The organism is Rheinheimera sediminis (assembly GCF_004005375.1).
GTDB lineage: Bacteria > Pseudomonadota > Gammaproteobacteria > Enterobacterales > Alteromonadaceae > Pararheinheimera.
In genome coordinates, this window is sequence record NZ_RZUF01000002.1 from 52,220 (window position 1) to 76,712 (window position 24,493).

Annotated in this window: 17 protein-coding genes; 9 read left to right on the forward strand and 8 right to left on the reverse strand. The window is 48.1% G+C overall.

Annotation, left to right across the window (positions count from 1 at the left end):
• Window positions 1-35 precede the first annotated feature (35 nt).
• The 4 genes from EMM73_RS01385 to EMM73_RS01400 form a co-directional block, all read right to left on the reverse strand.
• Window positions 36-1,799, reverse strand: coding sequence for a DUF5597 domain-containing protein (locus EMM73_RS01385; protein WP_127684674.1), 1,764 nt, complete (start codon window positions 1,797-1,799; stop codon window positions 36-38).
• 132 nt (window positions 1,800-1,931) lie between these two features.
• Window positions 1,932-4,790: a TonB-dependent receptor gene (locus EMM73_RS01390; RefSeq protein WP_127684675.1), complete on the reverse strand. Its 2,859-nt coding sequence runs from the start codon at window positions 4,788-4,790 to the stop codon at window positions 1,932-1,934.
• Window positions 4,791-4,932: 142 nt separating this feature from the next.
• Window positions 4,933-7,371 (reverse strand): glycoside hydrolase family 95 protein, encoded by a 2,439-nt coding sequence (locus tag EMM73_RS01395; protein ID WP_127684676.1) that lies wholly within the window; start codon window positions 7,369-7,371, stop codon window positions 4,933-4,935.
• Window positions 7,372-7,946: 575 nt separating this feature from the next.
• Window positions 7,947-9,794 (reverse strand): PhoX family protein, encoded by a 1,848-nt coding sequence (locus EMM73_RS01400; RefSeq protein ID WP_222422568.1) that lies wholly within the window; start codon window positions 9,792-9,794, stop codon window positions 7,947-7,949.
• 217 nt (window positions 9,795-10,011) lie between these two features.
• Between EMM73_RS01400 and EMM73_RS01405 the strand changes: the two genes are divergently transcribed.
• Together EMM73_RS01405 and EMM73_RS01410 are read left to right on the forward strand one after the other, a co-directional pair.
• A complete protein-coding gene (locus tag EMM73_RS01405; protein ID WP_127684678.1) occupies window positions 10,012-10,389 on the forward strand; it encodes a YciI family protein in 378 nt (125 codons plus the stop codon).
• Window positions 10,371-11,618, forward strand: coding sequence for an RNA polymerase sigma factor (locus EMM73_RS01410; protein ID WP_186435088.1), 1,248 nt, complete (start codon window positions 10,371-10,373; stop codon window positions 11,616-11,618). Before EMM73_RS01405 ends, EMM73_RS01410 begins: the two co-directional genes overlap by 19 nt.
• On the opposite strand, the gene EMM73_RS01415 is transcribed toward EMM73_RS01410, so the two are convergent.
• Window positions 11,615-12,283, reverse strand: a complete 669-nt coding sequence (locus EMM73_RS01415; protein WP_127684680.1) for an RluA family pseudouridine synthase — start codon at window positions 12,281-12,283, stop codon at window positions 11,615-11,617. The genes EMM73_RS01410 and EMM73_RS01415 overlap by 4 nt on opposite strands.
• Window positions 12,284-12,390: 107 nt before the next feature.
• On the opposite strand from EMM73_RS01415, the gene EMM73_RS01420 reads away from it, so the two are divergent.
• Window positions 12,391-12,843, forward strand: a complete 453-nt coding sequence (locus EMM73_RS01420) for a DUF4826 family protein (protein WP_127684681.1) — start codon at window positions 12,391-12,393, stop codon at window positions 12,841-12,843.
• Window positions 12,844-13,032: 189 nt separating this feature from the next.
• Here the strand turns inward: EMM73_RS01420 and EMM73_RS01425 are convergent, their stop codons facing one another.
• Window positions 13,033-14,613: a tetratricopeptide repeat-containing sulfotransferase family protein gene (locus EMM73_RS01425; protein WP_127684682.1), complete on the reverse strand. Its 1,581-nt coding sequence runs from the start codon at window positions 14,611-14,613 to the stop codon at window positions 13,033-13,035.
• 66 nt (window positions 14,614-14,679) lie between these two features.
• The gene (locus tag EMM73_RS01430; protein WP_127684683.1) at window positions 14,680-17,142 is read right to left on the reverse strand and encodes a TonB-dependent receptor; all 2,463 of its coding nucleotides are present in this window, start codon (window positions 17,140-17,142) and stop codon (window positions 14,680-14,682) included.
• A gap of 420 nt (window positions 17,143-17,562) precedes the next feature.
• On the opposite strand from EMM73_RS01430, the gene EMM73_RS01435 reads away from it, so the two are divergent.
• Window positions 17,563-18,966, forward strand: coding sequence for an ADP-ribosylglycohydrolase family protein (locus tag EMM73_RS01435; RefSeq protein ID WP_127684684.1), 1,404 nt, complete (start codon window positions 17,563-17,565; stop codon window positions 18,964-18,966).
• Between the two features lie 55 nt (window positions 18,967-19,021).
• Here the strand turns inward: EMM73_RS01435 and EMM73_RS01440 are convergent, their stop codons facing one another.
• Complete coding sequence (locus EMM73_RS01440; RefSeq protein ID WP_315851031.1) at window positions 19,022-19,879, reverse strand: SDR family oxidoreductase; 858 nt, start codon at window positions 19,877-19,879, stop codon at window positions 19,022-19,024.
• 86 nt (window positions 19,880-19,965) lie between these two features.
• Between EMM73_RS01440 and EMM73_RS01445 the strand changes: the two genes are divergently transcribed.
• The 5 genes from EMM73_RS01445 to EMM73_RS01465 all read left to right on the forward strand — a co-directional run bounded on the left by EMM73_RS01445 (window position 19,966) and on the right by EMM73_RS01465 (window position 24,478).
• Window positions 19,966-20,388, forward strand: coding sequence for a winged helix-turn-helix transcriptional regulator (locus EMM73_RS01445; protein ID WP_127684685.1), 423 nt, complete (start codon window positions 19,966-19,968; stop codon window positions 20,386-20,388).
• 198 nt (window positions 20,389-20,586) lie between these two features.
• Window positions 20,587-21,276: a Crp/Fnr family transcriptional regulator gene (locus EMM73_RS01450; RefSeq protein ID WP_127684686.1), complete on the forward strand. Its 690-nt coding sequence runs from the start codon at window positions 20,587-20,589 to the stop codon at window positions 21,274-21,276.
• 100 nt (window positions 21,277-21,376) lie between these two features.
• On the forward strand, window positions 21,377-21,871 hold the full coding sequence (locus EMM73_RS01455) for an Mpo1 family 2-hydroxy fatty acid dioxygenase (RefSeq protein ID WP_127684687.1): 495 nt from the start codon (window positions 21,377-21,379) through the stop codon (window positions 21,869-21,871).
• Between the two features lie 86 nt (window positions 21,872-21,957).
• Window positions 21,958-23,310 carry a ribonuclease J gene (locus EMM73_RS01460; protein ID WP_186435089.1) on the forward strand — a complete coding sequence of 451 codons (1,353 nt, stop codon included), beginning with the start codon at window positions 21,958-21,960 and terminating at the stop codon, window positions 23,308-23,310.
• 1 nt (window position 23,311) lies between these two features.
• Window positions 23,312-24,478 (forward strand): GNAT family N-acetyltransferase, encoded by a 1,167-nt coding sequence (locus EMM73_RS01465; protein ID WP_127684688.1) that lies wholly within the window; start codon window positions 23,312-23,314, stop codon window positions 24,476-24,478.
• The last annotated feature ends 15 nt before the right edge of the window (window positions 24,479-24,493 follow it).

Consider the following 24,493-nt stretch of genomic DNA (forward strand, 5'->3'; position numbering starts at 1 on the left):
TAAACTCTCCATATAATTCTCATTTAATCAATACATTAGTGCTGATAGGTGCTCAGGGTCACCTTCAGCAGATGTGGTTTGGAGGTAAAGTTCAGCCCCCAGTCGGTTTGGTCACCATTCCAAACCCGCTCAAATACCCATTTGCCCTGCTCGAAATGGCCTTCTTCTACTCTGGCAATAAAGGGGCTGGCCGCCAATTCGTCTGATGCAGAAAAACTGACGCGGGCCCGCAGTGCAGTGAGCAAATACTCGTTGTCTGATAGTTTGGCGATCAGCACACCGCCTGAAGCCGGGCTATTGCCGACAGGCGGGTCAATCCAAAACATCCTGCGGCCATAGGTGATTTCAACATTCCATAAGCCCAAATCCAGGCGCTGGGTAAAAAGCTCCGGATCAGTTTTGATGTCGTCAGGCTGCTGCTCTGTGGCATTGGCATTCCAGATCTTTTGTTGTTCAGCAAAGGAATCATGAGGTTCAGCCAGACCCCAGACTTCAGATTCAAAGCTCAGCTTGGCCCAGATCTCTGCAAAGGGCCGCACCAACTGATACAACTCAGCAAAAGGCGCTATGGTGTTTTCGTCCATAGTTTTAGCACCAAGCGGATAGTTGGCGTAGTCAGTGTCATCCATACCAAAAGGTGAAAAGCCTATGCCCTGATGCCCCAGCGTACTGAAGAAATAACGGGCATAGGGCTGGTCGTTGCCAATCTCGGCAACAAAAAGCGGGTTGTTTGGCCTGGAGTACAGATCCAGTACTTTGTCGACTGTTTTATGGTCGCGGAAATAGATATCAGGGCTAATCATATCTACGCTTGGCGCGGCAATTCGCCACAGATCCAGCACATTGTCGGTAGGACCACCCATCGAGTAGCCATCGCCCGGATGAAAGGGGTTACGTAAGGCCACATTCACATTCATCGGCAGGTTTTTAATGGCTTTGCCCGCCTGAGCCAGCTCTTCGCAAAACCTGGCTATATGGTAAGCATGAAAGTGTTCATCGGCGTCTTTGGCAAATACCTGCTGCCAGGTGCCGGCTTTGAGCCCAAGCTTTTCAGTTAACTCAGTGGGTACTTGTTGTTGGAACTGTGCTTCGGCCATAGCCGAAAAATCACGTTTTGAGCCATAGGTGCCGACTTCATTCTCAATTTGCACCATAATCACAGTGTGCTGCGGGTCATGCTGTTGCAGATACTGCATCAAGCGGACAAAGGCCTTTTTATCGGCCTGCAGTGTGTTTTTCCCCAAGGGCGATAAGGAGTTTAAAACGCTGCCGTCTTGTTTCACCACCCGAGGAAATCTTTTGTTATCGGTTTTTACCCAGGCTGGCGCGTAGTGGGGCGCATTGTTTTTCCAGGTTGCAAACCAGAGCAGGTTTAAACGCAGATCACGTTCGCGCGCCTGCTGCAATAAAACATCCAGATAGCTGAAATCAAACTCACCCTCTTTTGGTTCTATTTGTTCCCATGCGACCGGGATACTTAAAGTATTGGCCGACATCTGCTCTACCACAGGCCAGACTTTATCTAACACGGCTGGATAATTGGCTGAATTATTGGCCTGAGCGCCCAAAATTAAATAAGCTTTACCGTCCACCCAAAAGCTGTGTTTACCATTTTTTGTAATAACCTGTGGCAAGGGGGTAGCCACTGATGTGACTGTTTCTGTGTCAGCTTCAACCGCCTGAACTGCCTGTACTTGTTGTCCTTGGCCTGGTCCGGCACAGCCTGATATCAGGCTAAAAGCCACCAAGGATAACAGCCACTGTCGGTACAACAACGAAATACTCGATCGACTTGTCATGCAAAATACCCTTCATACTCTGTTGTAAAGCAGCCGGACAACGTTGAAGTCTCGGCTGCGCTTCAGAACTAAATAAGCTCTGCTCACCCCTTCAGGCTGCAGAGCCCAGCATGCTATGGCTCAGGCTATGGCTTAAAAGCTACCCCGCAGGGATAAGGCATAACGTCTGTCACTGGCGTGATAAGCGCTATAGTGATCACCGGAAGCCACCTGGCTCATAATATTTTTGTTGATGGTATTGCTCAGATTGTTTGCTTCTAAGGCAATGCTGTAGTGCTCGTTGATATCGTAGGAAATGGATGAATCCAGATAGCCTGCAGCGGCGTTGTAAACCGGCAGCTTCCATAACACTCCGGCGGTGTCGCCATTAAAGCCGTTGGCACCAATAGAGGTCAGGTATTTATTCCGCCAGTTGTAAGCCAGACGGAAATGAAAGCCATTTTTCTCGTACATACCCACTAGGTTGTAGGAGTTTTTCGAGATGCCAATATAGGGCATTTTGCCGTAACTACCGCCGTCTGTATCCACAGGCTGAGTCGTTAACTCTGTGTCGGTGGAACTGTCGATATAGGTATAGTTGGCTGACACACCAAAGCCATCAAAAGGCGCTGGCAGAGTGTTAAAAAAGTGGTTTAGGCTGATCTCAGCACCTTTTAACTTGGCTGAGCCTGCATTCACCGGCCGCTCCACCCGGTAATCATAGGGCTGGTAGCCGTCAGCCGCATAAGATTCCAATACAGTTTCTGTGGCTTTGTAACCATCAATATCTTTGGAGAATAAAGCCAGATAGGCCGAGTTACCTTCTTCGTAATACCACTCCAGCGACAGGTCGAATTGGGTCGACTCCATAGGGTTCAGGTAAGGGTTGTAATTCGAGCTGGATGTCAGGTCATAATCATCTGCAGTCAGCGTATCCTTATCCTTACTTTCCTCTTTCACACTGGCGCTTAAACTCAGGTTCGCCGCAAGATCGCTGAAATCCGGCCGTGCCATAGCTTCAGCCGCAGCAAATCGGAGCAGCAGCTGCTCTGTCAGCTCAACTTTCAGGTTAAAGCTGGGCAGCACATTGGAGTAGTCATTTTCCGCCACTATGGGGCTGTAAGCACCTTCGCCAAAAAACTCTGACGTGCTGGGGAAGGTCAGATAACCGTTACCGCCGTTTTCTGTTTTAACATAGCGCACACCAAAATTACCACTGATCGGATAGCGCATATTGTCCAGGCTGTAGTCGGCCATGGCATAAACGGCATAGGTTTTTTCTGACTGATTGTTTTTGTACTGATCGGCATCCAGACTGCGCTGCACCCAATACGCCCATTCACTGCCACTGCCATACACAAACTTGTCGTTTAAGCGGGCATAACTGTTCGGGTAATCCAGAGCGTAACTGACCACAGGCGCATAGACGTTGGCAGGGGAGCTGGTTTTACCATTAAAAAAGTTATCGAAGGTGTTTAAATGCAAGTCCTCGATAGCCGGAACTTTATCCCCTGACACTATGTTCAGCCAGCCCGGTGCCAGTGGGCTCCAGTTGTAGCCTGTGTCTGCGTTATCGGATGAGGTATCACTAAAACGTGCACCAAATTTAACGGCTTTTAATAGCTCGCCACTGAGAAAATACTTGGTATCGGCCTGTACAGCCAGCATGTCGGCTTTGCGTTTATACAGCTGATCCATGGTGAAGTTCCAGGTGTAGTTGGCAGCATTCGCCAGATAAGCGCTGTCAGAATCTATAGAGGGCAGGCTGCCGGTTAAATCGACATCGATGTAAGGCACCAGTACTTCTGTCGCGACTGTGGAGTCAAAACCTGAAGCATCAGATTTGACATATTGGGTCGAAGCAGAAAACTCCAGTTGCTCGTTGCTGAAGTAATACTTCAGTGAAAAGTCCTGAGTTTTGGCCTGTTGCGTCGACACCCGCACATCTGAACCCATGGGAATATTGTTCGGTTGATACAATCTGCCTTTTCGCAGTAACCCCTTGCTGTCAAATTTTGCATTTTCGTCAATTTGAATAGCTAAAGCGTCATTACCAACAAAGATGGCGTCTTCATTCCAGGTCATGTCGTAGTCGCTGCTGAAGTAGGTAAATACCAGTTGCTGATTTTCAGCAGGCTCCCATTGCAGTGCCAGGTATTGCCCCTCCCGCTCGCGGTTAAATTCCATAGTGCGCCAGTCGGCACCGCGCGGTACATAAAGCTTTTCGCCTTCATGCCCTGCTAAGTCGGTGCGGGTAAAAAATGGTCGGATATACATGGAGTCGTTGCGGGTCGATAGCTCAGAAAAGGCCAGATCAGTCAGCAGGCCAATCTTGCCTATAGGCGAATCCCAGTTGTTACTGTACAAAAAGGAGTAGGCAGGTTTGGTTTCTTTTATTAAATCACCGTAGTTAGCCGTGGTGCTGAACGCCAGTTTTTGGCCGTCATGATAAAAGGGCAGGCTAGTCTCCAAATCGACAGTACCACCTAAGCCACCTTCAATCTGGTCGGCTGTTGGGCTTTTGTAGACATTGACCGCATTGAGTAACTCAGGCGGCACGTCGCCAAAACTTAAGGTCCTGCCGCCATTGGCGCTAAAAGTGCTGCGGCCGTTTAATTCACTGCGTACCTGCGTCAAACCCCGCACTGCCACGCCATTACCTTCAACCGAAAAATGCTCCGGATCGTCTTTTGACATATAGCGGTCGATACTGACGCCAGCAACCCGTTGCAGAGTTTCTGTCACACTGCGATCGGGCAAAGCGCCCATATCGTCAGCGCTGATGCCATCCATGATTTTATTGGCATTCATTTTGGTTTCCTGAGCCGAGATAATACTAGATCTCATGCCTTTGACTTCAATGATTTCAATAGCATCAGTTTTTTCTTCCGCTTCTTCCTTGTCCTGCGCATAAGCGGAACCGGTTACAAATATGCCCAAACCAGTAAGCAAAGCTAAGGTAATTTTTGAAGGGCGAAATGTTAGTTTATTCGGGTATTCCTTGTCTTTCATCTGTCTGTCCTCTTGTTATTTTAGTTGAGTGCAGAGTGTCTCCATTCAAGTCGAAAGTTTTTACAACAGGTGCGATACAACATAATTCTCAGGCAGCTATAAATTGAATGTCTTGTCTCTGAACTTATGGTTTTACTTATATTTAAATGCGGCTGAGTCGATACAACTGACCAGCTACAGCATCAAATCTCAGGGTGCCATCCTGTTTAATCAGCGGCACCGACTTACCTTCTGTATCAGTCACCTGATAGTGCAGGGCAGAGTTTTGAATTCTTAATCTCAGCGACTGATTATTTTTACTCTGCAGCTGCGCCGTTTTTAACTCTGAGTTTTGCCACTGCAGATCCAGTGTCACGGCGCCTCTGGCCCGCAAACCTGTGATCTGACCTTGAGGCCAACTGGCGGGTAGAGCAGGCAATAAGTGAATAGTCTGCTGATGGCTTTGCAGCAGCATTTCGGCTATTCCTGCTGTTGCGCCCAGGTTACCGTCAATCTGAAAAGGTGGATGGGTATCCCATAAGTTGCTCAGCGTGCTGTGTTTCAGCAGTTCGGCCAGCATCTGATGCGCCTGATTGCCATCAAGCAAGCGCGCCCAAAAATTGATTTTCCAGGCCTTACTCCAGCCGGTATGGCCTTCGCCTCTGGCATTCAGGGAAACCCGGGCTGCTTCGGCGAGTTCAGGTGTCTGAAACACCGAGATCTGATCGCCAGGATGCAAAGCGTACAAATGCGAAGCGTGGCGGTGCTTGCTGCTTTTATCGTCTATGTCCTGCTGCCATTCCTGCAATTGTCCCCAGGAACCAACACGTAATCCCGGATCCAGCTTCGCTAACACCTGCTGGATCCGCTGCTGATTGGCCTGATCACCCAGCAGTTCGGCTACCTTGCTGGTGCTGTGCAACAAATCAAAGACGATTTGCTGCGACATGGCCGCTCCTGCTGTGAACTGACCATGTTCGGGCGAATAGCTGGGGCTCACCAGATAGTTGCCTTGCTGGTTTTTTTGCAGTGCATCCAGCCAGAATTCAGTGGCACCCAGCATCAGCGGGTAAGCGCGCTGTTTTAAAAACTGCAGGTCCTGATTAAACAAATAATGTTCGTAGTAGTGCCGCGCCATCCAGGCAGCAGCCTCGGGTTGCCAGAAAGCAGTGGGCCAGGCTATTAAGCCGGTAAAACCCCAGATATTGGTGTTGAGCAGCAGTGTCCAGCCATCGGCATTAAACAGCGTTTTGGCGCTGCGCTGGCCAGGCGCCACTAAGCTGTCGACAAAGTCGAATAAGGGCGGCAAAGTTTCGGTTAAATTGGTCGACTCAGCCAACCAATAATTCATTTGCAGATTGATATTAACGTGATAGTCCGACATCCAGGGCGCTACATCGTATTTATTCCACACGCCCTGCAGGTTGGCCGGCAAGGAGCCTGGTCTGGATGAGCTGATCAGTAAATAGCGGCCATAGTGAAAATATAAAGCTTCCAGCGCTCTGTCCTGCGCCTTGCTATTGCTGCTGCCGTAACCTTTTAACAAGGCCGGAGTGTCCAGGTTGCCAGCCTGACCTTGCACGTCAAAACTGACTCGGGCAAACAGCTTTTGGTAGTCCTGCAGATGCTGTTCCAGCAGCTGTGGGTAGCTGCTGGTGCTGAGCGCCGACAGCCTTTTGTCAACTTGAGGCAGCGCAGCCTCGCCTCTGTAATCCGGGTAATGCTGGCGATAATTGGTGCTGGCGGCTACCACAAACCAGACTTCATCTGCGGCTGTAATAACCAGACTATGGGCTGTTTGGCGCAAGCTGCCATTGCTGTGCCGAACTTGCAAAGCAGTGGCGTACTGCAGGCCATTATCTTTTAAAGCACCACTTAAGCTGATTCGATTGTCTTGCAGACTCAGCACTTTACTGCGGTTTTCTGCTGTGGTCAGGCTCAGTTCTACATAAATTTTTGCCTTCTGATCGGCGTGCAAGCGGGTCACTATCACCTGATCCGGATAACTGACAAAATAGTCGCGCTGATAGCGCACGCCTTGTTCGATATAACTGACAGTGGCCACAGCCCGCTTTAAGTCCAAAGTGCGCTGATACTCTTTGATATCTTCAGCCTTATGGGCAAAGCGCATTTGTACCGTCGCGAAATTCTGATAACTGCCGTAACCGCTGTAGTCTCTGCCCAGGCTTTTTGCCACAAGCTCCGGCGTCAGTTGTCCCGCTGTGGTTAATTGCTGCTGTACTGCCGCCAGTTGTTTTGGATAGGCGCCGTTGTCGGCGGGTAAACCAAAATCGTAACCTTCTTTGCCTGCTTTACCTTCTTTGCTGCCAGGCCCGCCAGTCCAGAGTGTTTTTTCGGCAAACTGCAGCTCATCTGTCTCAATAGCTCCCATCACATTAGCGCCTAAAGCGCCATTGCCAATGGGCAAAGATTCGCTCTCCCAATCCTGAGCTGGCGTTCTAAAAACTATAGATAAGTCCTGTGCCTGAGTGCAAAGGGGCAGCAAAGTACAAAGCAACAGCAGAGCCAGGATCCAGACATCAGGCTTTAACTTCAATGGCTGCACCAAAGCTGTTAAGGCGCAGTGGTTCATTGGCGACATCTCATTCTCCGCAGGACAAAATCTTTATGTTGTTGAAGCTGCAGCTATGCCACTGGGCACTATGCACCTTGATCCCTGATGAAGGGGGAAACTGGCACTGACTTTGGCAAAGAGCTGGTTCAACCGCCGCTCAGGCGCTCAATAGCCACTTTTTTTAATGAACCAAAGCTGCAATGAGATGTTGCTCAAGATCACGAAAATTGGTCGTGAAGGTCAGTTTTTTCAGTGAGTTAGATATCACAATCTCTTCAGAGATAAAGCCTGAGGCAGATCATTGCGCTATCAGACTAGCAGCGAGTCGCCGGATTAGGTTTTTATAAAATATGATAGAGGTGTTCAGTTTTTTCATTATCTGTGATGTAACCGAATGTCTTTTAGGGTTTTTAATAAGTAACTTATTTTAAATCAGTTACTTATCTTTTATCTTTTGAGTTTTTTATTTCAGACGTTTCGGGTTTTGTGTAACCGGATAGCAGGGGCGATAACCCCAGCCAGACGCGAGCTGACTGGGTGACACAGGAAGGAGTACAGTATCTAGCCTTTTTTATGAATCTCAAATTGAGTTTTACACTGAATTAGCTCCCCACTACTTGGCCATCTTTACGATTGATCACCACCACTGCAGGGCGTGGTGGCATTTTAGTGTCGAAGTCTGGCCAGCGGGTGGATGGGGCTTCAAAGCTGCTGCCTTGAGCCGGATGTTGTACCGAGCAGAAAAAGTGTTTGTCGTCAGGTGTAAAAAACGGACCGCAGATTTCAGAGCCAAGCGGCGCCCTTAAAAAGCGCTTCATTAACGCTCTGGATGCACCGCTGACATCACAAGCCCAAACACCCTCGGCTATATCAAAGTCTTCAGCGCCATCTGAGGTGACCCATAACCTGCCTTTGCTGTCAAAAGCGCAGTTATCAGGGCACGCCAGCCAGCTGTTTACTGCGGTCGCCGGGTGGTAGCTGGTACTTGGATCGTCGCGACGACCCGCCAGTAAAAACATATCCCAAGCAAAACTGGATGAACTGTGATCACCTTTAGGCGGCACCAGTTCAACAATCTGGCCCGCTTTATTTTCAGCGCGCGGATTGGCTGGATTACGCTGTTCTGCTGTGCGATCGGCGTTTTTGGTCAGCATCACGTAAACCGCGCCATTGGCTGGATTGACTTCAACATCTTCCGGCCTGTCCATTGGCGTTGCGCCCAGTAAATCTGCTGCTTTGCGTACATCGATGACCACATCGGCCTGACTGTGAAAACCATTGGCTGCGGTCAATGGGCCTTGGCCAAACACCAGCGGTAACCAGTCTACTGTGCCGTCGGCATCAAAGCGGGCACAATACAAAGTGCCTTGATCTAATAAATCCAGATTGGCGGCTCTGTTGTCGGCTTGATAGCGATTTGTTGAGATGAATTTATACAGGTACTCAAATTTCTGATCATCGCCCATATAGGCCACCACACGGCCATCCTGATTGATATAGACATTGGCACCTTCGTGTTTAAAGCGACCGAGGGCGGTACGTTTTTTTGGCACTGAAGTGGGATCGTAAGGGTCTATTTCGACTATCCAGCCCATATGGAAGCTTTCATTCGGCTCTTGGGCTAAATCCCAGCGAGGGTAGTGTTTAGCCCAGCTTTTTTGCGCTTTTTCCTCCATACCAAAACGTGTCAGGCTGGCCTGTTCTTTGCTCTGGCTAAAATCACCGGCAAACATCGAATCAATGTTTTCTTCCCCCGTCAGCACTGTACCCCAAGGTGTGACGCCACCAGCGCAGTTGCCGTAGGTGCCAAGGGTATGAACGCCATCTTTTGAAATTGCTGTTTTTAAACGGTCACTGCCTGCCGCCGGGCCATTGATCGTCATTGGGGTCAGTGGTGTGATGCGTCTGGTGTAAACGGAGTTTTTTTTCTGTTGCCATTGGCCGTTTTGATAATTAATTTCAACCACAGACAAACCATGGGCGGCAATGTCAGTATCTGTTTGCGCTTTATCCAACGCTGTATCTGCAGGAGAACCTGGCCACATAATTTCCGGTACAGTGTATTCGTGGTTCACCACCAAAAGACCATGGTTTGAATTGGTGCTGCCCAGAGGTAAAGATAAAAAGCCAATAAAGTCGTTATTAAAACCAAACTGTTGCTGCTGTTTTTCTGCTGTTTGTGCAGCTGGATCAAAAGCCGGGCCATTGCTAAATAAAGGCTCGCCCCATTTCAACAACACTTGTGCCTGATAACCTGCCGGTACTTCGAGGTTGGGTGTCATTTGATGGCTTTGTTCGCTGAAGGTTAAGCTCGATTGCACAGCTTGCGTCTGGTTTGGTGTTAAGGCAAAAGCTGGCAGACTGCTGGTCAGTGCTAAAGCGCTGCTGGCTTTTAAAAAATCACGCCGCGACAAAGCGCCTGCCAGTACTTCTGAAAAGTGTTTAGACATGATGAACTCCGGTGACAGTTTGTCCGCTAGAACAAAACTAGCAAAATTGCGGATAGAAAACATGTGATAGTATCACGTTGAATAAGACATAAATGTGACAGCCTCTACTCCTTGGCACTTAGCAGAAAAATATTTTCCGTTTGCTTGTCGGTTTGCTTATGGTTGAATTGTCATCAAGGTGAAGTACTTAGTTATTGAATCACCCAAGGAGCAACAGATGCGTTATTCACTTTTACTCAACTGTTACGAAGCTGAACCAGGAGCTATCGATCCTGAAATGGCAAAGCAATTTATGGCAGCTTTTGATTTATATGCCAAAGATCTGGAAAAAGCCGGAGTGCTGGTCGCAGCAGAGGTGCTGCAACCCTCGGCACATTCCACCACTTTGACCTTACGTCATGGCCATTTACAAATTCAGGATGGGCCTTTTGCTGATACCAAGGAGCAATTGGCAGGCATTTTTGTGATTGATGTGGCCGACATGGATCAGGCACTGAAATGGGCAGAACAATGTCCTGGCGCTCAGTATGGTGTGATGGAAATTCGCCCTGCAGCAACGGCTTACATTGCCGGACAATGGCAGTCCTTCCTTTAATGCCTCATGTCAGTATTGAGCTGATAGCCCGCCACAGCCATGGCAGGCTGTTGGCTCTGCTGCTGAGTAAAAATGCCGACATTATGGCCGCTGAAGATGCGCTGGCTGAGGCCTTTGCTCAGGCTGTCCGCTGTTGGCCAGAGCAGGGCACGCCAACCAAGCCTGAAGCCTGGCTATACAGAGTGGCCAGCAACTGGCTGATCAATCAATACCGCTCAGGACATAGCCACTACACTGAAACCACAGCCGATCTGTCTGAACTTGCTGATGCCGCTATGACCGAGTCAGAGCAGTTATCTACGCCTTTTCCAGACAGGCGCTTAGCACTGCTGTTCGTCTGCGCTCATCCGGCCATAGACCCTGCAGTGCGTACACCCCTGATGTTGCAAACCATATTGGGTTTGAATGCCAGTCGTATAGCTTTGGCGTATTCAGTACCTGAGACCAGCATGACGCAGCGTTTGGTCAGGGCCAAAAGGCGTATCCGCGATTTGCTGATCCCTTTTATTCTGCCGGAAAAACCGCAATTATCTGAACGGCTCTCAGACGTATTGGAAGCCATTTATGGTGCTTACGCTATTGATTGGCTGGAGCCTGGTGAGGACGATTCTGCTGTTTCTTTGGCGGACGAGGCCTTGTATTTAGCAGGTTTAATGACAGAACTGCTGGCGGAGCAAGCTGAAGTATGGGGTTTGCTGTCGCTCTTGTGTTTTTCTATGGCAAGACAGCCCGGTCGTTTGACAAGCACTATGGAATTTGTACCGCTGGATCAACAAAACTGTCGGATGTGGGATCACAAGCTGGTCGCTCAGGCGGAGGGTTTTTTACGTAAAGCTCATAGCCTCGGGCCCATGGGGCGTTTTCAATTGGAAGCCGCTATTCAATCGGCTCATTCTGTGGTGCTGTATCAGCAAAAAGTGGACTGGCAGGTGCTACGAACTTTGTACTTGGGACTGTTGAAGATAGCCCCTTCTTTAGGCGCGAAAGTCGCGTTAGCCGTCAGTATTTATCAGCTTGAAGGCACAAAAGAGGCGTTAATTTATCTGGACTCCATCAAGGATCCGCAGATGGCCTGCTTTCAGCCCTGGTGGGCAACCCAAGCCTTTTTACTCAGCGAAGACGGACAAAAAGAGCAAGCAAAATTGGCTTATGCTCAGGCTATTCAACTGACAAAACAGCCTGGTTTAAGTCAGTATTTACAGGCAAAAGCTGCAGCGCTTGAGCTCTAAAACGGACAAGGGCAGCAGATTTTCATTGCTTGCCCTGTGAATGGATGCTCAAACTCCAGCTCTGACGCATGCAGCAATAGTCGTGAAGCCATAGCCTGAGTATCAAGATTGCCGTATAAATCACAGCCCAGCATAGGGTGGCCGATAAACTGGCTATGAATACGTAGCTGATGAGTGCGACCTGTTTCTGGCGTAAATAGCAATCGGGTTCGGTCTGGATTGCTCAGGCGTTCCAGTACCTGAAAATGGCTGATGGCTTTTTGCCCTTGTTCAAAACAGACTTTTAAGCGGGGAAATAAGGCTTTGTCCTTACTGATAGGCGCTGCAATGATGCCGCTATCTTGTTCTATATGACCTGCCACTATGCTTTGGTAGCCTTTGATCACAGTGCGCTGTTGAAACTGCTGGCTCAACAAGGCGTTGCTGGCTTTATCAAGGGCCAGCAGCATAATGCCTGAAGTACCAAAGTCGAGTCTGTGTATTAAAGTGATTTGCGGATAAATTTGGGCTAAACGATGGTGCACCGAGTCCAGGTTCAGCGGATTTTTGCCGGACAAACTTAATAAACCGCTGGGTTTATTAATCAGCAGAATATGTTCGTCCTGATACAGAGTCTCTATCTGCTGATGACAGGCAGGGGCTATAAAATTATCTATCACTGTCATCTTCAATATCCCTGCTTCATCTGGCGCAGAGTGTACTTGAAATCAAAGCTTGCTGCCTTGCTTTAACTTGGCGAAAATAGCGGTTTTTAGCCAGCAAGGGCTGTTATATGGATTTAGATGAAGCAGAAGATTGGGCCTGGTGTGATGCACAGTTCGCCGCTATTGAAGCTTATGTAAAAACGCAGAATATTCCGCACGGCGTGATTTGCGACTGGCCAGAATGGTATGCCGCACCTTATGTAGGCCTGTGGGCAGTGGAAGATCCGGCTGATCCTGGTTTTGTTGGTCACTGGATTTTAGCTGGCGATACCACTGGCATTCAGCCCCAGCCTGTGGCCTTTGATTTTTTGCCCGCAGAAGATTGTGCTGAACCTCGTGAAGCTCTGGCTGCTTTTGCCAAAAAATGGGCCGCTTTAGCGGCAGCTGCTGCTAAAGGCACAGCCTGGAGCGGCAGCCCGCTATTAACAGGTGAGTTGGCGCAACAAGCAGCGCAGTTAGCACGACAGGCAGAGCTATTAAAGCTCTGGGCCGGTGATGATGATATGTGGGAGCAGGACTAGTGTTTACCGCCCCCTTGCGTTAGGTTAGCCTGCTTGGTTAACGGCATAAGGTACAGCAGTCCAGATTGTTTAACCTGATGGGATGGTCTGCTCCCACCTCGGCATAGATGTGCCATGATTGAATTGCAATCAATCAAAAATTAGCGGCTCAGCTCTTTTCTACCTCTGCGCTGAGCTAAAGCGCTCAGACTATAGCTCTATACCTGCGGCTTTCAGCTGCTGCAATAAAGGCTCCAGCATAGGCTGATACTTCTGCCAGCGGCCGACAGATTTTGTATTGACAGGCTCACGCACCTGAACTTTAGAGGCGGTAGAGACTGGGGCCTGATTCAGCTCGCTCTGTAAACAGGCTTGTTGCCAGTCCAGATCACAAAATTCAAGTAATTCAGCAATCTGTTGCTCTGGGTTTTGCACCAGCGCCTCATAACTTTGCAGTCGAAAATTCGGCAGATTTTGCTGTTGCCAGAATAGAGCCAGTTGGTGGAAAGCGGTATAAAAGTGTGCTGTGTGTTTTAGATTAAAGGCATATCGGTAATAAGGACTGCCGAGGGAAAACAATGCTCTGTAGTTGCCAAGGCAAGTGTCCATCGGGTGACGCATCATGCAGATAATTTTGGCATTGGGCAGAGCACGGCGTATCAAATCGATATAAAAAAAGTTAAACGGCAGTTTGTCGATAAAACGTGGCTTGCCGCCAGTCACCACTCTGCTGCGTTCAAGATAGCGTTCGCCTAAAGCGCTAAAATCCAGCGCATAAGCAGCACTTAAGGTCTCAGGATCCAGCACTTTAGCACTGGGTGTTGCTGTTAATTCTTTGACCGCTACACCAAAATCCTGCAGTTCACCTGCCGATAAGACATCGCTGTGGCTGCTTAAAATACGTTCCACTAAGGTCGTGCCTGAGCGGGGCATACCGAGAATAAAAATGGGCTCGCGGCTTGGACAGCCAGTAACGCTGAGTACAGAACTGACCGCATGCGGAGTGGCTGCAGCAAACAAGCTTAAATCTTCTTCGACCTGATAATTCAGAGTCTGAGCTTTGTGCTGTTTGGCCTGTGCCAGCTCTGCCATAGCGGCCGGATAGTTGTGTATGGCTTCGTATTCTTTGGCCAATGCATGGCCTATATGCAATAAAGCATCAGGCGAATGCAGCTTGGTTTTAACCTGGTGTAACTCATTGATCCTGGCCTGTGGATCTGAGGTCATGGCTAAATCACTGATAGCATAATGAGCCTGATAATAAGTGGGTTCGAGCTGTGAAGCCTGTTCAAAAGCGGCTTTGGCGGAAGGAAAGTCACCAACAAACTTCAATGACACGCCAAGGTTGTAAAAGTAGCTGGCTTTGTTTTGTTGCAATCGAACCGCATGCTGAAAATAGCTTAACGCCAGTTGATGTAAACCCACCCTGCTTAAGGCTACGCCTAAGGTATCTAAAGTTAAAGCCTGTTGAATTTGCTCTGCAGGCAAGGCTTGGGCTATGGCTTTGGCTTGTTCTAAAGCACCTGTCAGGCTATAGCCTTTGGCCAAATGAGCCAGATACTCATCTTTTGCATGCAGGCTGACGGCTTTTTCCATCAGACGAATAGATTTCTGTACCTGACCATATTCCAGATTAATCACACCCAGTAAAAAGTAACTATCCGCATGATCTGGCTGATGTTGCAGCAATTGGGCTAAGCAGGCATGCGCTTCTTTATAGCGGCGTTGCTGCAGCAGTTGCATGGCGTGCTGGTGTTGTTGGCGTAAGGCTGGATCGAGTTGAACAGTCATAGTATTCCGCAAAATATAAGGGCACTGGTTAGTGCCCTTCAAACTAGAGTTTTACCTCAACTGAACTTAGATCTCAAATTGATAGTTAAACTTCATACCGACTGTCATTGGCGTCAAAATAAAATGCCCGTAGTTACGTTGCAGTGCCGGGTCGTTTACATTTCGCTCTGGATAAGTCGCCAAACCAATATCGCCTTTATCACGACGCACTGAAGTAAAGGCATATTTATCAAACAGGTTATCGACATAGAAGGTAACAGACCAACTGTCGTCAGCCAGTTTGGCGGCTACGTTGCTGAGGCTATAGGCTGGCAAGGTTTCACCGTCCGCTCTTAAGCCTACTTTGGAAATCACATCACTTTGGTAGGTTAAACCGTAGGTCAGATCCAACTGTTTGCCATCCAGAATCTCAGTTTCGTAGTTCAGGCCCAAAGAGAACTGATGTTCAGGTGATCCCGGCAGTCTGTCGCCATCTTTACCGTCATAAAAGTCCTGCAATTCAGTACCCTGGTCGTCCACTACCGCAAACAGGAATGGCGCATCGCTGGTCAGTTCTGCCTTGGTGTAAGCGTAGGTAGCATAAGTGCTGATACCATTGGGTAAAATAGCCCGGGTTGAAATTTCCAGTCCTTTTGCATTGGCTGAACCAGCATTAGCAATAATAGGCAACTGACCATTCACAGTAGTGCTTGAGATCTGCGCATCTTCCCAGTCGACGTTAAATAAAGCGGCGTTAAAGTGCAGTTTGTTTTTAAACCAGGTGGTTTTTAAGCCTAACTCATAGTTGGTGGTTGTGTCTGGGTTGAACAATCGCTCGTTTGGTAAAGCACACAGCTGTTGCGTATCGACAGGCAATGGATCCTCACAAAGCGCCACGCCATTGGTGCCACCAATACGAAAGCCTTCACTCACAGTAAAGTAAGCCATCACGTCCGAAGTAAACTTGTAATTCGTATTAAATTTCAGCAAGTTACCGCTATCCTCAGCTTGAACTGCGGATTTTGTAAAGTCTAAAGTAATAGCATCCGATGCGGCACCTTCAAACACAGTGAAATACAAAGGTGTGTCGTAAGCTGATTTAGAGTCTACTTTGTAGTCATAAAAACGAGCGCCCAGAGTAAAAGCCAGCTGTTCTGTCATCTGATAACCCAATTCCCCAAAAATGGCTTTTTCAGTGATAGTAGTGTCATCGACAGAAATATACTCCAAAGCGTCAGGACGTGGGTTACCGCCAGTTTTCCATTCAGTCAGAGCATATTGATCAAAACCAGGGGTAAATTCTCTGCTATAGCCTTCAAATTCAGACTTGTTATAAAAAGCGCCCACAATCCAGTTCCAGTCGCTGTCACCAGTGGAGACTAAGCGCAGTTCCTGAGTGAATACGTCCTGCTCCTGATCTTCACGGGTAAAAGCGGAGAAGGCCGGAAATTCTTCATAGCCGAAATTCAAACGGATCAGTAAGTCGGTTTGATCGCGTTGGCCGTGCTCTTCTGCTTTAGCTAAACCCGTAGCAGAGACCAGCTCGGCAAAACCTAAATCGGCTGTGACTTCCAGGCTTAACAGTGAGTTATCAATATCGTTTGGTTCTTCATAGCGGTAGGCTGATTCATATTTGCCAACCAAGGGTTTCAGCGGATTAGCTGCACCTAAGGCGTCGTAGTGAGTAATACCACGGCCTTCAATTTTTTCGTTCTGAAAGTAGTAATTTAAGGTGCTGTCTAACCAGTCATTTGGTGTCCAGCGCAAAGCTATACGGCCAGTGGTGGTTTGTTCACCATTGGCATCGGCTTTACGGTAGATGTTTGCTGCGACTTCAGCGCTGTCACTCCAATCCGGGTCGGTCAGTGATACCCCTGGTTCACGCACCAGATAGTTGTAATCTATGTAACCAGGGTCGTTCAGATAATTCAGAGAAGCACGTAAGGCTAATGTATCGTTAATCAACGGCAGGTTGACAATAAAACCACCTTGTTTGCCTAAGCTGTCACTTTCTTTCGTCGAGGATAAATCGCCAAAGATGCTGGCGCTGGTGACGTCAGTTTCTGGTTTATTCAGAATATAACGAATAGCGCCGCCCAAAGTACCAGCGCCATACAAAGTGCCCTGAGGGCCAATTAATACTTCAACCCGTTCCACATCAACCAGTTTCAGATCTACAGCAGCAGGCAGTTCACCAATATAAGTAGAGACTGTGCCACCGTCAGAACCCGGGCCTGACGAGTTGGTATTTAAACCACGCACAATAATAGGGGAGGCTTCACGGCCGCCCTGATCCGTAATGGTTAAGCCTGGTACCCAGCGGGCAATATCTGCTAGTTCACTAATGTTTTGCTGTGCTATGACATCATTGTCCAGCGCTGTAATATTCAGAGGTGCTTCCTGCACTGTGCCGCTGCGGCGGGTTGCGGTGACATTAATCACCTCAATTTCTTGCTCTTGCGCTGCTAACTCTTCTGCTTTTACAGCATGGACAGGTGCTGCTAAAACAGAAGCTATGGTCAGCGATAACAGGCTGGGCTTAAACTGCATGGAAATTACCTCTATTGGTCGTATTTTTTAGGTGTTTCATCCGATAAAAGCATATAAAAATTCATAAAACAATAGCTCTCTAAACTGTGTGGTGAATTAATATTCATTAATTAACAAATTAAATTCATTTGATTGTTTTTGTTTAACTTTTGATGCAGCCTTTTAATTTGCAGTGTTGGGCTGTTTATTTCTGTTGATCTGCGTGAGCTGTAAATTAATCGAATTTCATATTTATGCATATTAGTTATGGGTGATTTATTTTTGGTCGATAAGTGAGGTTTTTTCATGCACAGTTTCGTTTTGGATTTTTCTTTTTGTGTGTAGAGCCTTTATCGGCAGATAAGCTGGTTCTGCCGGACTTGACAGTCGGCCTATGCTGTCGGATAACAAGACTTATGTAAGTGCTTTCATGGTAGGTGTATGCAGTTTCTTGCGCGTAAGCTATTCATTGTTTTAGTTGTTGCTACCATGCTGGTTATGGCACCCGCCTCTGCGCAACAGAAACTCGCCTTGTGCCAGGCTAGTGCCAACAGTATCCATCTTCTGGACAAGAAGCTCTATGCCGACAAGGTGCATGGGTTCTGGTTGGGGTTGAGTATAGCGAACTGGACTGGCCTGGTGACCGAGATGGATAAAATTGGTGGCGAGGGGCCGGCAGGGCAGTTTTATACCCGCAAAGACTGGCAAAGCAAAGATCAGCCTAGTATCTGGGGCCAGGGTATTCCCAGCAATTTATCAGACACTATTGATTGGGTAGTGGCTGGTAAAGATGAAGTCTGGGGTTCAGATGATGACAGCGACATTGAATACATTTATCTACAATTGATGTTCGACAGCAAACAGCCACTGCTTAGTGCAGAACAAATCCGTGATGGCTGGCTGGCGCATATTTACAAAGATTCAGAAACTCCATTTAAAACGGCCAACGGTAAAGCTGAAAACTTTTTATGGGTTTCGAATCAGCAAGCTTTTGATTTAATGCAGCACAATATTCTACCGCCCTTTACTGGTATGCCAGCGAATAACCCACACTACGATATGATTGATGCCCAGCTGACCACTGAGTTATTTGGTATTCTTGCACCCTTTCGCCCTGATATAGCCTCACAGCTCGCTTATTTACCTATACGCACCACGGCTTATGCGGAAGCTGCGGATATCGCCAATTTTTATGTGGTGATGCATGCGCTGGCCGCAGGTGTAGATCCTGCCAAAGCCATAGAGCCACAAGTGCTGCGAATTGCTCAGCAAGCCCGCGCTGAGCTGCCATCAAACCAGTATCCGGCCAAGATGTTTGATTTTGTCTGGTCTTTGTATCAGTCCGGAATACCCTGGGAAAAAGCCAGAGACAAGCTGTATCAGCGTTATCAGCTAGAAGCCAAAGATGGCTATGAAATTACCAACAAGAAACTGTATTGCAATGGCTGTTTTGCAGCTGGTATTAACTTTGCTGCCAGTTTGGTTAGCTTGTTTTATGGCGAAGGCGATATGCAGCAGACCATAAAAATAGCGGTATTAGCAGGTTGGGATTCAGATAATCCGGCTGCAACCTGGGGTGGCCTTTATGGTTTTATACTGGGAAAAACCGGGGTGGAACAGGCTTTTGGGCGCAGCTTCTCCGACAAATTTAATATTCACCGTACCCGTAAAGGTTTTGCCAATAACGGCATAGATAACTTTGGGCAGATGGCGTTGAGGGCAACAGCTATTGTCGACCAGGTCGTAGCTCAGCATATGCCAGCAATAACAGCAGCAAAAACAGCTGCTGGTGCAGAGTGTTGGCATATTCCGGCTTTTGTCGCCCCGGCTGTTAGCCCTTTATAACTGAATTGAAAAAGACAGTCTGTAGCTCAGGCTGTCTTTTTATAGAGCAATACCTTCAGTTTTTAAGTGCATCAGCCACAGCCGCTTTTAATGACAAGGTTGCTTTACCTGTCAATTGGCTTAGTTGGCAGCTCTGATCAAACAAATCGCCTCTTGACGCTGCTGTATCTGAGTCTGCCAGAATATGGGCCAAACCATCAGGCAAACCTGCTTGTTGTAACATGACGTAGTAATCTGCTTCCGCCATGTCCTGATAGACCACTGTTGTTCCGGATTGCAGACTAATTTCGGCCGCCAGTTCAGTCAAGGTATAAGCTGTATCACCAGCCAGTTCATACACCAGCCCGGCTTGATCCTCTTTGGTTAACACTGCAGCAGCTGCTGCGGCATAGTCCGCCCTGCTTGCTGAAGCAATTCGCCCTTCCTTAGCACAACCTGCCAATACTCCATATTTGAGCGCGACCGGAATGGCGGCTAAGTAGTTTTCGCTATACCAGCCGTTTCTCAGCAGCGTATAAGGCAAGCCGGAATCCGCCAATAACTGTTCTGTCGCCAGATGTTCAGCGGCCAGAGCCAGGGTGGAGCGGTCGGCGTGCAGCAGGCTGGTGTAAGCCAGTAGTTTTACACCTGCATGTTTGGCGGCTTCAATCACAGCTTTATGTTGAGGTACACGCCAGCCTACTTCGCTGGAGGAAATCAGCAACACTTTGTCCACCCCTTGAAAAGCACTGTGAAGAGAGCTGGGTTGGTCGTAGTCGGCCTGGCGTAGTTGCACGCCTAAGGTTGCTAAATCCTTTGCACTTTCGAGGTTACGCACTGCTGCAATAATCTGTGAAGCGGGCACTGTATTCAGCAGTTGTTGAATAACAAGACGACCGAGCTGACCATTGGCACCTGTAATTGCAATCATCATAATATTTACCTTGTGAGTTAAGTTCGTAGCGCATACTATCAATCACAATTTCATTTAGTAAGTACGCACAAAAAGGTAAGTATCTGATGTCTGCTCCAGAACATGAGTTCAATAGTTCTACCCCCGGATTGGCTTCTTTATTACAGATCCCTGGTATGGTGTTTTCGCCGGATTGTCCTGCCCGCCAGGTGCTACAAACCGTCACCAGTCGCTGGGCTGTGCTGGTTCTGGTCGCTTTGCTGGCTGGTACCCACAGATTCAGCGAGTTAAGACGAAAAATAGGTGGTGTAAGCGAAAAAATGCTGGCGCAGACGCTACAAGCGCTGGAGCAGGATGGTTTTGTATCTCGAAAATCCTTCCCTGTTGTTCCGCCTCATGTCGAATACAGTCTGACACCTATGGGCAAAGAAATCGCTGGGCAAGTCGAGACTTTGACGGATTGGATCAATCAGAATTTGTATCGTATTCTGCAGCACAAGCAGAGGTCGGAATGTGACATAACCGAATAAAGTTCGGTTAAGGTCAGCCTGTAAGTAAACAGGGCTGAATCTGCTGTTTGCGATCTGCAGCCCTGTCTGCTTTTCGGAGTAAAAAGAACTAATGCTGCTTCGACGCGCAGACTGAATCACTGTACTTGCTGATTTGATCCGGATCTCCTACCTTGTGCTCAGTTTGATTGACTCAGTTTAATAGGCGAAGATCCCGCTATGTCCAATCCTTTTGTTTCACAACTTCAGCAGCATAGCCTTTGGTTTGCTGCCTTATCCGTGACTCAACAGCAGCAGCTTGTAGCTCAGGCCAGGCTGGTGCAACTCGGTGCAGGGCAACGATTATTCAGTCGCGGTGATGAGTTTGATGGTATCTATGTGCTGTTATCCGGTGCTTTGCTGATAGCAGGTGTGCATAGTTCTGGCCGTGAGGCCTTGCTGACTATAGTGGAAGCGGGGGATTGGATAGGCGAGATTGCTTTGTTTGACCGCAAAGTCCGCACTCATGATGCGACCGCCAGCTTGGCTTGTCAGTTGTTACATTTGAACAACTCAGCTTTGCAGCTACTAGTGCAGCAAGACCCCTTGTGGTGGCAACGATTTGGTCAGTTGCTTACTGAAAAAATGCGGATGGTGTTTCAGGCGCTGGAAGACATCAGCTTGTTGCCTGCCTCAGTGCGGCTTGCCAGGCGTTTATTGCTGTTATGCCGTTTGCATCAACAGGATGAGCGCTATCTGATCCCAGTGCAGCAGGAGCAGTTGGGGCAGTTAGTGTCCTTGTCACGCCAAACCATTAACCAATTACTGCAACAGCTGGTGGCTGCAGGCGCGCTGCGGACCAGTTATGGTCATATTGAAGTGCTGGATTTAACACTGTTAAAACAAGCCGCACAGCTGGATCCTGACTGAGTTTTTTACACAAGATCCGCACAACAGCAAAATTGTCGGCTGCCCGACAGTGTTCACCGTTGTTTTATCTTAGAGTAGAATTTTTACAAAGGAGAACTCTATGAAAACCTTGTCAGAGCATTTAATTCAATACGCCCATTACCACAGGGATCAGCGCAATATTTATACCCACTTTGTTGGTATTCCGTTTATTGTTATCGCTTTGTTTAGCTTATTGTCTTTTGAAATAGCTGCAGGTTTTACAGCAACTCACTTGTTACTGATAGGCTCTTTGGCATTTTATTTTCGCTTAAGTCTGAGTATGGGGCTGGTGATGCTGCTGTTTAGCGCCAGCTGTTATGCAGCTGCATTACCATTGGTTGCGCTCGAAAGTACGGCAGTCTGGTTGGGGGCGTCAGCCGCAGTCTTTGTATTTGGCTGGGTGCTGCAATTTATCGGGCATTATTTTGAAGGCAAAAAACCTGCTTTTGTTGATGATTTGGTCGGTTTATTGATTGGACCTTTGTTTGTCATGGCGGAGCTGCTGTTTTTGTTAGGTTTTGCTAAATCGCTGCAACAGCAAATTGATCAAAGCGCCGGGCCTGTGCACAAATAATGGCTTTTGTTTATCTCTATGCTGACTGAGCCAATGGGCTTACACTAGCCGTATTAGCTGTAAGATTTTTTTGGGAAGTTGTGATAGTGGATTTAATACCGGGCCGCGCTGATTTGTGGTTTTTACCTTTGGGTGGCACAGGCGAAATTGGCATGAACCTGAATTTATATGGTCATGCCGGTTTCTGGCTGATGGTGGATTGTGGTGTGACTTTTAATAGTCCGTTGCAAGCCGGCAGTCTGCAAAAAGCTGATGTAGTGGCTGCAGATCCAGCTTTTATCGCCAGACAGCCTGAGAATCTGGCTGGTATTGTGATTACTCATGCTCATGAAGATCATATAGGGGCTTTGCCAGCACTTTGGCCGCGTTTTAAATGCCCTGTTTATGCCACAGCTTTTACGGCTGAAATTCTGCGTCGTAAGCTCGCGGAGGTTGGGCTTTTGGATAAAGTGCCGATCATTGAAGTGAAAACCGGCGACACAAAAAATATAGGCCCTTTTGCAGTACAATTTCTCTCTATTACTCATTCCATTCCTGAGCCGCATTGTTTGATGATCCGCACTAACGCCGGGTCTGTGTTTCATACGGCCGACTGGAAAATAGATGCAACACCCATGACGGGTAAAGCCTTTAAACCCCGCGTTTTTCAGCGTTTAGCGCAAGAAAATGTTACAGCTATGGTCTGTGATTCGACCAATGCGCTGCGTGAAGGCTTTTCCGTATCTGAAACCGACTGCTACAACGCCTTATTGCAGGTGATAAGTCAGGCTCAGGCTAGGGTTGTGGTCAGTGGTTTTAGCAGTAATGTCGGGCGTTTAATAGCGCTGGGCCGAGTGGCGAATAAGACAGGCCGCTATATGGCGCTGCTTGGCCGCTCATTACAAAATATGGTGGGTGCCGCCCGCGCAACAGGCCACTGGCCTGATGATATTCATCTGATAGACGCTAATGATTTAGGCTATTTACCTAAAGAAGAGGTGTTAGTCGTAGCGACAGGCAGTCAGGGCGAACCCAAGGCCACGTTAAGCCGTTTGGCCGCTGATATGCAGCGTGAGCTGTCGCTCGAGAGTGGCGATTTAGTTATCTTCAGCTCCATTATTATTCCGGGCAACGAAGGCTTTATCGAAAAGCTGGTGCAGCAATTTCAGCAACGCGATATTCAGACGTTACAAAGTCACAACACGGACCTGCCTATTCATGTTTCTGGCCACCCATGCCGGGGTGAGCTGGAGTTATTGTACAGCTGGGTCAAACCTCAGATTGCGCTGCCTGTGCATGGCGAAGCTGCGCATATAGAGGCCAATGCTGATGTGGCACGACAAAGTCAGGTGCCTATTCAATTGACTGGTCTAAATGGTGATTTGTATGTGCTCGCCCCAGAGCCGCGTATTTATAAACAAGTGGTCAAAACTGGCCGCATCGCCCTGGTAAGGTCCTGATATGCAGCTGCAGTGGCTTGATTCAATGAGTAAAGTCAAAGCAGCGGACTGGAATGCCTTATTTCCCGCTGACTATCCTTTTAGCCGTTATGAGTTTTTACAGGCGCTGGAATTGGGTGGCAGTGTGGGCAGCAGTTCGGCTAGAGACACAGGCTGGCTGGTGCGGCATTTTGTGGTATGGCAAGACGAAAAACTAATCGCCGCTATCCCTGCTTATATCAAATTGCACTCCTATGGCGAATACCTGTTTGATTGGTCTTTTGCAGAGGCCTATCAAAGTTATGGTCTGGACTATTACCCTAAGCTCTTACTGGCTATTCCATTTACACCAGCAGAAGGACCACGTTTAGGTCTGGCTGCCGGGCTGGATAAAACTCAGTTGCTGCAGTGGTTACAGCAGGGTGTGCATCAACTGCAGCAAGCAATACCGCTGAGCCATCTCCAGTGCCTTTATGCCGCGCCGGACGATCGGCAAGCGTTTCGCAACTCAGGTTTTATCGAACGTTTTGACGTGCAGTTTTTATGGTCGAATCAGGGCTTTCAACATTTTGATGATTTCCTTGCTGTGCTGACGGCACGCAAACGTAAACAAATTCGTAAAGAACGATCTGCTGTGACAGAGCAGGGCGTGCAGCTCAGAACTTTAACTGGCGCTGAGTTGGATGCTGCTTTTTGGCAGCAGTTTTACAGTTTTTACTGCGACACCTACCAAAAACGTTCCCGCCATAATGGTTATTTGACTGCGGACACCTTCAAGCGTTGGGGCCAGTCTATGGCAAATCAAATAGTTATATTTGCTGCTTTTGTCGATGAGAAAATGGTGGCTGCTTCATTGTGTTTTCAATCAGAAAGCACCTTATACGGCCGTTATTGGGGCTCTGAACAAGACTTTAACTTCCTGCACTTTGAATGCTGTTATTACAGCGGTATAGACTACTGCATTAAACAGGGGCTGCAGTTTTTTGATGCCGGAGCTCAGGGCGAACACAAGCTGCAACGGGGTTTTGCACCAGTACTGCGGCATGGTTTTTACAGTTTTACGGAAAGAGCACAGCATAAAGCCATCAATGAGGCGATAGCCCGATACTGCTTGCAAGAGCAAAAGGCTATTGAGCAGTATCGGCAAGAGGCAGAACTCAGTCTGCCTTTTGCACATCGCTCCGATTGAGCTTTAGGGATAGCA